Here is an 8,203-nt window from a genome sequence, read left to right on the forward strand (position 1 = left end):
CCTGTCTTGGTTTCTTCAGGGGGGCGGATATCGAGCGCCGCGCGGGCGGCGCTCGATCTCACAGGCGCTGAAAATGCTGTGGCGAACACCTGTTACTGCACAACCCCACACGCCACGCGTGCACCGCCACCACCCAGTTTTTCGGGGTGGTCGCTGTGGTTGTCGCCACCGGCATGCACCATCAGCGCATGGCCTTTGAAGTCCTCGGCCTTGAGGCGGGGCGCAAGTACGGGGTAGGTGGCCTTGCCGTCGGCACCGACGTACAACGCCGGCAGGTCGCCACGGTGGCCGCTGTCATCGAACGGGCCCTTGTGCGCCTGGGTCGAATCCGGGTCCCAGTGGCCGCCCGCGCCACCTGCAGGCACAGGTTTGCCGTTTTCCTCGGTGGGTGCGCACGACGCATTCTGATGCAAGTGGAAGCCGTGCACGCCAGGCGGCAGGTCCTTGAGATCAGGGGTCAATAGCGCGCCGTACTTGTTCTGTTCGATGCTGATGGTGCCTATCGACTTGCCTGGGCCGTCGGGGCCTGCCAGCTTGAGCTCCACCTTCTCGGCGGCCTGGGCGAGGCCTGCGCTGGCCAGCAATGCAACGAAAAGCGCTGCTTTCATGTTGTTTCTCCATGGCGTGGGATGATGGGTGTCGTACCCGGATAACAAGTGGGACTGCACAGCCCCTCAAGCATTCCATTCGGCCATAGCCTGAAACACTTTACCTGCACGAGCCTGCACCGGGCTCTAGATCCCGCCGCCAGCCAGCAACTGCGTCATGACCTCGGCCAATGCCTTGACCATCACGTCCGCCGTGGGCCGGTGCACGATGACGATCTCGTAACTGTCGACCTCGGGCAGACCTTGTTCGCCCCCCAGTACCTGGTGTTCACGCGTTGCCGCCCGAGGTGGCAGCAGGCTGATACCCATGCCATCGGCTACCGCAGCCTGGATGCCGCTGAGGCTGGAACTGGTAAAGCTGATTCGCCAGCGCCGGCCCATGCCTTCGATGGCGGTGATCATGTCGTCGCGGTACAAACCGCGCGGCGGAAAGGTCACCAACGGAATCGGGTCGAGCTCGAAAGACGGCATGCGTGCACTGTCTATCCACTGCAGGCGCTCTGGCCAGCACGCCACCCCTTCGCGGCTGTTACGCCGCTGTTTGAGCAGCACCAGGTCAAGCTCGCCATTGTCATAGGCCTGGCTGAGGTCGCGGCACAGCCCGCTGGTAACCTCCAGTTTGACCTGGGGGTGCAGGCGGCTGAACGCCGACAAGGCATTGGTGGTGCGCCCACCGACGAAGTCCTCGGGCACGCCCAGGCGCACCGTGACACCCACCATCGCCCCGGCCAACGCTTCGAGCATCTGGTCGTTCAAGGCCAGCATATGGCGGGCATAGCCGAGCAAGGTCTGCCCGGCGTCGGTCGGCAGCACATCACGGTTGCCGCGTACCAGCAGACGGTGGCCGACCATTTCTTCGAGGCGCCGCACCTTCTGGCTGATGGTGGATTGGGTCGAATGCAGCCGCGCGGCGGCGGTGGTGAAACTGCCGCAATCGGCCACCACGACAATGGCGCGCAGCAGGTCGAGGTCGAACAGGGCTCTATTCGATTTCACGCTGATAGACATCTTGATATTCAACTTCTAAATAACAAGAGTGACTTCTACCACGCTACCTGATGCCCCGCAACGCGCGCCGTCAATCGCCGAGCGCCACGCCTTCGCGCCGCGGGTCGGCGCCGCCTGACCAACCGTTGGTGTCGCGCTGGATAATCTGCATGCCACTGGTCATGGTCATGGGCGTGACCTCGTGCCCCCAGGCCGCCAGTTGGCGGATCAGCGCCGGGCTGGTCAACTGTGCTTCCACCTCGGTAGCGGCATTGCGGCTGCCGAAGTTGGGCAGGCTGCTGGCCTGCTGCGGGTCGAGCCGCCAGTCCAGCAAGCCGACCAGGGCTTTGCTCACGTAGCCAATGATTTGCGACCCGCCGGGCGAACCGAGGCTGGCCACCAGCTCCCCCGAGGTACGTGAAAACACCAGGGTCGGCGCCATGGCCGACAAGGGCCGCTTGCCCGGTTCGACCCTGTTCGCCACCGGCTTGCCATGCTCCTGCGGCAGGAAGGAAAAGTCGGTCAGGTGGTTGTTCAACAGGAAGCCCTTGACCATCAGGTGCGCGCCGAACGCGGCCTCCACCGACGTGGTCATCGCCAAGGCCTGCCCACTGTCGTCCACCGCAGAAAGATGCGAGGTGGAAATGCGCAGCGGCGAACGGTCAGGGGCCAGGGCCAGGTCCGCGCCCTGCGGGGTGCCTGGGCGCGCGCGCTTCATGCTGTACTCGCCGATCAGCGCTGCTCGGCTGGCCAGATAGGTGGCGTCGATCAGGCCCCTGACCGGGACCGGCACGTAATCGCTGTCGGCCAGGTACTGAGCGCGGTCGGCATAGGCCAGGCGCTCGGCCTCGGCGATCAGGTGCACGGCCAGCGGCGATGCCTCCAGGCCTGCCGGGGACGCGTTCGCCAGCGGCCGCAATGCTGCCAGGTCGCGTTGTGGCGTGGCGCGCTGCACGGCTTCAAGCACGCCCAGCGTCTGCAACACCGTCACCCCACCCGACGATGGCGGCGGCATGCCGCAGATACGCCAGGCCTTGTAGGGGCCGCACACCGGCTCGCGCTCCTTGGCGCGGTACTGCTCAAGATCCTGCAACGACAGGTAACCGGCATTGGCATGGCTGCGCACCTTGGCCACGATGGCCCCGGCGATTTCACCGGTATAGAACGCCCGGGGACCGTGCGCGGCAATCTGCTCGAAGGTTTGCGCAAGCTCGGGGTTGCGCAGCGTCGTGCCCACCGGCAGCGGCTTGCCCTTTTCATCCAGGAAGTAGCGGGCCATGGAGGGTGAACGGGCAATATACGGGTCGCCCGCCACCAGGGTGTGAAGGCGTTCGGAAACTGGGAAACCGTTACGTGCCAGCGCAATGGCCGGTGCAAAGAGTTGCTGCCAAGGCAGCTTGCCGTGCTGCTCGTGAGCCAGTTTCAGCGCGCGCAGTACCCCGGGCACACCCACTGAGCGCCCGCCGATCTGCGCCGCCTTGAACGGCATCGGTGAACCATCGGCTTGCAAGAACAGTTTTTCCGTTACCTGCGCCGGGGCAGTCTCCCGGCCGTCGAAAGCCTGCACGCGCTTGCCGTCCCAGTACAGGATAAAAGCCCCACCACCGATGCCGCTGGATTGCGGCTCGACCAGGGTCAGCACCATTTGCATGGCGATGGCCGCGTCGATGGCGCTGCCGCCGGCACGCAGCATCGCCCGCCCCGCTTCGGTGGCCAGCGGGTTGGCGGCGGCGGCCATATGCCGGTTGGCGTGCACCGGCTGCAGGCCAGTGCGATAGCCGGACGCCAGCTCGGGTGGTGCGGGCATCACCTGGTCGGCACAGGCCCACCCACTCGCGACCGCCAGGCACAGCGCGCTCATCAGCGGTGTGGAGAACTTCATCGTTTTGCTTCCTGCCTTGTCTATTCAGCAGACCACTGTCGGTCATGCGCAAACTTAACTTCAAGACCTGGTGTGATTTTTCTAGGATGCAGACAGGTCACCAAGGAGCCCATCCCATGCGTATACCACTCGCGACCATGCTGTTCGCCCTGTTCACCAGCCTTGCCGCCCACGCCGAGAACACCACCATGGACAAACGCCTGCACAACGCTGCCAGTCACGATGACGTGCGCACCTTGCAACAGTTGCTGACACAAGGTGCCCGACTGGAAAGCCGTGATGAGCAAGGGCGCACTGCCCTGCTGGTGGCCACTCACGGCAACCAGGTTGCGGCGGCCCAAGCGCTGATCGAGGCCGGTGCCGACGTGAACGCCAAAGACAATATTGATGACAGCCCTTATCTGTATGCCGGCGCCCGGGGCCTGAACGGCATCCTGCGGCTGACCCTGAGCCACGGTGCCGACCTCCGGAGCACCAACCGATACGGGGGAACTGCGTTGATCCCTGCGGCGGAGCGTGGGCACGTCGAGACCGTGCAGATGCTGATAGACGCCGGGGTGGACGTGAACCACCTGAACCGGCTGCACTGGACCGCGCTTATGGAGGCAGTGATCCTGGGGGATGGCGGGCCGCGGCATGTGGAGATTGTGCGCCGGCTGCTGGCTGCGGGGGCGGATCGGCAGATTGCCGACAAGGACGGGGTTACCGCGCTGGAGCATGCGCGCCAGCGGGGATACCGGGAGATGGAGGCGCTACTGACCCGCTAATTTCGAGGCAGGCACAATTCGTTTGGGCAATGGCCGGTCAGACTACTGCTTCGTACGGCAGCCCCACATAGTTCTCGGCAATGTTCAACAGCCCCGCCGGGGAGTTCAGGAAGTACTCGCGGTCTGCCTCCTGCATCTTCTGGTCCCAGGCATCCTTGTGGCTGCCGAAGTCATGCAGCAGCTGGGTCATGAACCAGCTGAAACGCTCGCCCTTCCATACCCGACGCAGGGCCAGCGGCGAATATTGCTGAAGCAGGTCGGTACGCCCTTCGCCGTACACCTTGACCAGGATGCGGTAGAGGTAGTTGACGTCCGAAGCTGCCAGGTTCAAACCTTTGGCGCCGGTGGGTGGGACGATGTGCGCAGCGTCACCTACCAGGAACAGGTGGCCGTACTGCATCGGTTCGACCACCAGGCTACGCAGCGGCGCGATGCTTTTTTCCAGGGCTGGGCCAGTGACTAGGTCAGCCGCCACCTCGGCGGGCAAACGGGCCTTGAGTTCGTCCCAGAAACGCTCGTCGGACCAGGCTTCGACCTTATCGTCCAGCGGCACTTGCAGGTAATAGCGGCTGCGCGTCTGCGAGCGTTGGCTGCACAGCGCGAAACCCCGCTCGTGGTGGGCATAGATCAGTTCGTGATTGACCGGGGGCGTATCGGACAGCAAGCCAAGCCAGCCAAACGGATAGACCCGCTCGTACTGCTTGAGCACGCCCTCGGGAATGCTCTGCCGGGAAACCCCGTGGAAACCATCGCAACCGGCGATGTAGTCACATTCCAGGCGGTGGGCCTGGCCGTCCTTCTCGAACGTCAGGTACGGTCGCTCGCCTTTGAGCTCATGCGGCTGCACATTGTTCGCCGCGTAGATGATCGGTGCCCCACTGGCTTCACGCGCCTGCATCAGGTCACGGGTGACCTCGGTCTGGCCGTAGACCATCACTGTCTTGCCGCCGGTCAGGGCCTTGAGGTCCAGCCGCTGGCGACGCCCGCCGACCAGCAGCTCGACCCCTTCATGCACCAGGCCTTCACGGTCCATGCGCGCCGCCACACCGGCCTCACGCAACAGGTCGACGGTGCCTTGCTCAAGCACCCCGGCACGGATGCGCCCAAGCACGTATTCAGGGGTCTGGCGTTCGACGATGACGGTCTCGATACCGGCATTGTGCAGCAATTGGCCGAGCAGCAGGCCAGACGGACCTGCACCGATAATTGCAACCTGAGTTTTCATTGTTGTTGTCTCTAGTCGGGCGATGCCGGCCTGGACTGGCAGTGGCCGGGCATCTGCTGTTAGGGTTTGCATCTGCATTTTTACGGGCAACGGCAGCCGTTTAAGTGTGCTATTCCATGCAAAACCTGCACTTTCACAAAAAACGTTCGATTAACGGACAGGCATCCCCGCATGAAATCCACCCTCCCCGGCATTCCGTTGTTCCAGCTGTATGGCGAAAACCAGGCGTGGCCCGGCACCGACCTGCTGCACTGCGAGTCGATCCCGGCACGCAGCCGCCTGCACCACTGGGAAATCAAACCGCACCAGCACGCCGAGCTGTTCCAGCTGTTGTATGTGCAACGTGGCCAGGCCGAGGTGGAGATCGAAGGGGTTCGCCGCGCGATCAGCCAAGCCTCGATCCAAGTAGTACCGCCATTGACCGTGCACGGCTTTCGCTTCAGTGCCGACATCCAAGGGCATGTGCTGACCTTCGGCACCGCGCTGGTGGCGGGCCTTGAGCAGCAACTGGGCGCGCCGCTGGGCATGCTTGCCGCGCCGGCGTGCTATGCGCTGGGCAAGGACCGCCAGCGTTTGCGCAGCCTGATCGACACCTTGCAGCAGGAGTACCAGGGCAATGCCCCGGCCCGGGCGACGATGCTGCAGGCGCTGGTCACAGCATTGATGGTGTGGATCAGCCGCCAGCAGCAACTGGGGCAGACGCCACGCAACCGTGACGAACGTGACCGGCAATTGCTCGGGCAATACCTGCGCCTGGTCGAGGCCCATTACCGCGAGCACCTGTCCGTGGAGGATTTTGCTGCGCGGCTGAACGTCTCGAGCCTGCAGCTGAACCAGCTGTGCCGCGCATTGAGCGGGCAGACCGCCTTGCAGGTGGTGCATCAGCGCCTGCTGCTGGAGGCGCGCCGCAACCTCCTCTATACCCGCATGAGCATCGGGCAGTTGTCGGATACCCTGGGGTTCACCGACCCGACGTACTTTGCGCGGTTCTTCAAGCGGCTAAGCGGGCAGACACCCAATGCGTATCGGCGCACAGGCGTGCCAGATTAGAAACCCTCACACGCCTTCAAGCCCTGCTTGACGTATACGTCAACCTGCATTCAGGATACCTGCATACTCCACGCCGAGCCCCAGCATGAGCCTTCAGACCTACAGCATCTCCGACCTGTCCCGCGAGCTGGACATCACCACCCGCGCCATCCGCTTCTACGAGGAACAGGGCTTGCTGAGCCCAGAGCGGCGCGGCCTGGAACGCATCTATTCGGCACGTGACAAGGTCAGCCTGAAACTCATCCTGCGCGGCAAGCGCATCGGCTTTTCCCTCGCCGAATGCCGCGAGCTGATCGAGCTGTACGACCCCACCAGCGGCAATCTCAAGCAGCTCAACAGCATGCTGGTGAAAATCGCCGAACGACGCGCCCAGCTGGAACAGCAGATGCTCGACATCCACCAGATGCAGCTCGAACTCGACACCGCCCAGGAGCGCTGTGAACAAGCCCTCGCCGCAACCTTGAACAATAAAGACAACCGTTGACCCGCCACAGGAAACCCGCCATGCCCTTGCCCAAAGAAGTCCGTCTGGTCGAAGTCGGCCCCCGCGACGGCCTGCAAAACGAAGCCCAGCCCATCAGCGTCGCCGACAAGGTACGCCTGGTGGACGACCTCACCGAGGCGGGCCTGGCCTACATCGAAGTCGGCAGCTTTGTCTCGCCCAAGTGGGTACCGCAGATGGCCGGCTCCGCCGAAGTCTTCGCCGCAATCCAGCAAAAGCCCGGTGTCACCTACGCAGCCCTGGCCCCCAACCTGCGGGGTTTCGAAGATGCCTTGGCGGCAGGGGTAAAGGAGGTGGCGGTGTTCGCCGCAGCGTCCGAGGCCTTCTCGCAGCGCAACATCAACTGTTCGATCAGCGACAGCCTCAAACGCTTCGAGCCGATCATGGAAGCCGCGCGCAACCACGGCGTGCGCGTGCGTGGCTATGTCTCCTGCGTGCTGGGCTGCCCCTATGAAGGCACGGTCAGCGCCGAACAGGTTGCCCCGGTCGCTCGAGCCCTGCATGAAATGGGCTGCTATGAGGTGTCGCTGGGTGACACCATCGGTACCGGTACCGCCGGTGATACCCGTCGGCTGTTCGACATCGTCTCGGCCCAGGTGCCCCGCCAGCAGCTGGCCGGGCACTTCCACGACACCTACGGCCAGGCCTTGGCCAATGTGTATGCCAGCCTGCTTGAAGGCATCAGCGTGTTCGACAGCTCGGTAGCGGGCTTGGGGGGGTGCCCCTATGCCAAAGGCGCCACCGGTAACATCGCCACCGAAGACGTGCTGTACCTGCTCCAGGGGCTGGGCATCGAGACCGGCATCGACCTGGACCGCCTGATTGCTGCGGGGCAACGCATCAGCCAGGTGCTTGGCCGGGCCAACGGCTCGCGGGTGGCGCGGGCACGTAGCGCACAGTAAGTCATACGGGTGTCACATGAATGTGGGTGGAGTGTTACCTCCCCCACGTTTCACAGCAAAAAATCGGGTAACAGGGAAACAAATCGACAAAATTTCAGGTCCGGCGTTTTTGCCATAAACGCTTAAGTGATTGATTTTAAAGGGTTTGTAAAAGTTGGCACGAGCCCTGCTATATCTTTGGTACAAGAACAAGAAAAACGACACACCCAATAAAAACAACAGGTAACGGCTCTGACATAACAAGAACAACACGGCAGAGGCGTAGCAAGCAGATTTTTTT

General features: G+C 63.3%; 9 protein-coding genes. 4 read left to right on the plus strand and 5 right to left on the minus strand.

The features are described from left to right. Positions 1–92: 92 nt before the first annotated feature. The 3 genes from sodC to ggt all read right to left on the minus strand — a co-directional run bounded on the left by sodC (position 93) and on the right by ggt (position 3,477). The gene (gene sodC, locus NP534_RS23930; protein ID WP_274100345.1) at positions 93–608 is read right to left on the minus strand and encodes a superoxide dismutase [Cu-Zn] SodC; all 516 of its coding nucleotides are present in this window, start codon (positions 606–608) and stop codon (positions 93–95) included. Positions 609–734: 126 nt separating this feature from the next. After that, on the minus strand, positions 735–1,616 hold the full coding sequence (locus NP534_RS23935) for a LysR substrate-binding domain-containing protein (RefSeq protein ID WP_033697476.1): 882 nt from the start codon (positions 1,614–1,616) through the stop codon (positions 735–737). Between the two features lie 70 nt (positions 1,617–1,686). Beyond that, positions 1,687–3,477 carry a gamma-glutamyltransferase gene (ggt, locus tag NP534_RS23940; RefSeq protein WP_274100346.1) on the minus strand — a complete coding sequence of 597 codons (1,791 nt, stop codon included), beginning with the start codon at positions 3,475–3,477 and terminating at the stop codon, positions 1,687–1,689. A gap of 116 nt (positions 3,478–3,593) precedes the next feature. Here ggt and NP534_RS23945 point away from each other — a divergent pair, with 116 nt between their 5' ends. Continuing rightward, a complete protein-coding gene (locus NP534_RS23945; protein WP_274100347.1) occupies positions 3,594–4,244 on the plus strand; it encodes an ankyrin repeat domain-containing protein in 651 nt (216 codons plus the stop codon). Between the two features lie 37 nt (positions 4,245–4,281). On the opposite strand, the gene pobA is transcribed toward NP534_RS23945, so the two are convergent. Next, complete coding sequence (gene pobA / locus NP534_RS23950; RefSeq protein ID WP_274100348.1) at positions 4,282–5,469, minus strand: 4-hydroxybenzoate 3-monooxygenase; 1,188 nt, start codon at positions 5,467–5,469, stop codon at positions 4,282–4,284. Between the two features lie 171 nt (positions 5,470–5,640). Here pobA and NP534_RS23955 point away from each other — a divergent pair, with 171 nt between their 5' ends. The 3 genes from NP534_RS23955 to NP534_RS23965 all read left to right on the plus strand — a co-directional run bounded on the left by NP534_RS23955 (position 5,641) and on the right by NP534_RS23965 (position 7,923). Then, positions 5,641–6,519, plus strand: a complete 879-nt coding sequence (locus tag NP534_RS23955) for a helix-turn-helix domain-containing protein (RefSeq protein ID WP_033697466.1) — start codon at positions 5,641–5,643, stop codon at positions 6,517–6,519. A gap of 85 nt (positions 6,520–6,604) precedes the next feature. Further along, complete coding sequence (locus NP534_RS23960; RefSeq protein ID WP_027593543.1) at positions 6,605–7,003, plus strand: MerR family transcriptional regulator; 399 nt, start codon at positions 6,605–6,607, stop codon at positions 7,001–7,003. Positions 7,004–7,023: 20 nt separating this feature from the next. Beyond that, positions 7,024–7,923 carry a hydroxymethylglutaryl-CoA lyase gene (locus NP534_RS23965; RefSeq protein ID WP_033697465.1) on the plus strand — a complete coding sequence of 300 codons (900 nt, stop codon included), beginning with the start codon at positions 7,024–7,026 and terminating at the stop codon, positions 7,921–7,923. Positions 7,924–7,935: 12 nt separating this feature from the next. Here NP534_RS23965 and NP534_RS23970 read toward each other — a convergent pair. Beyond that, positions 7,936–8,203 (minus strand): hypothetical protein (locus tag NP534_RS23970; protein WP_274100349.1); only part of this gene is annotated, 268 nt, incomplete at its 5' end.

The sequence above is a fragment of the Pseudomonas sp. 39004 genome (assembly GCF_028682155.1).
GTDB classification, from domain to species: domain Bacteria; phylum Pseudomonadota; class Gammaproteobacteria; order Pseudomonadales; family Pseudomonadaceae; genus Aquipseudomonas; species Aquipseudomonas capeferrum.

Bases quoted from the DNA above. Each gene is read 5' to 3' on its own strand.
- pobA (WP_274100348.1), bottom strand. From the start codon at position 5,469: ATGAAAACTCAGGTTGCAATTATCGGTGCAGGTCCGTCTGGCCTGCTG.
- NP534_RS23935 (WP_033697476.1), bottom strand. From the start codon at position 1,616: ATGTCTATCAGCGTGAAATCGAATAGAGCCCTGTTCGACCTCGACCTG.
- NP534_RS23945 (WP_274100347.1), top strand. From the start codon at position 3,594: ATGCGTATACCACTCGCGACCATGCTGTTCGCCCTGTTCACCAGCCTT.
- sodC (WP_274100345.1), bottom strand. From the start codon at position 608: ATGAAAGCAGCGCTTTTCGTTGCATTGCTGGCCAGCGCAGGCCTCGCC.
- NP534_RS23960 (WP_027593543.1), top strand. From the start codon at position 6,605: ATGAGCCTTCAGACCTACAGCATCTCCGACCTGTCCCGCGAGCTGGAC.
- ggt (WP_274100346.1), bottom strand. From the start codon at position 3,477: ATGAAGTTCTCCACACCGCTGATGAGCGCGCTGTGCCTGGCGGTCGCG.
- NP534_RS23955 (WP_033697466.1), top strand. From the start codon at position 5,641: ATGAAATCCACCCTCCCCGGCATTCCGTTGTTCCAGCTGTATGGCGAA.
- NP534_RS23965 (WP_033697465.1), top strand. From the start codon at position 7,024: ATGCCCTTGCCCAAAGAAGTCCGTCTGGTCGAAGTCGGCCCCCGCGAC.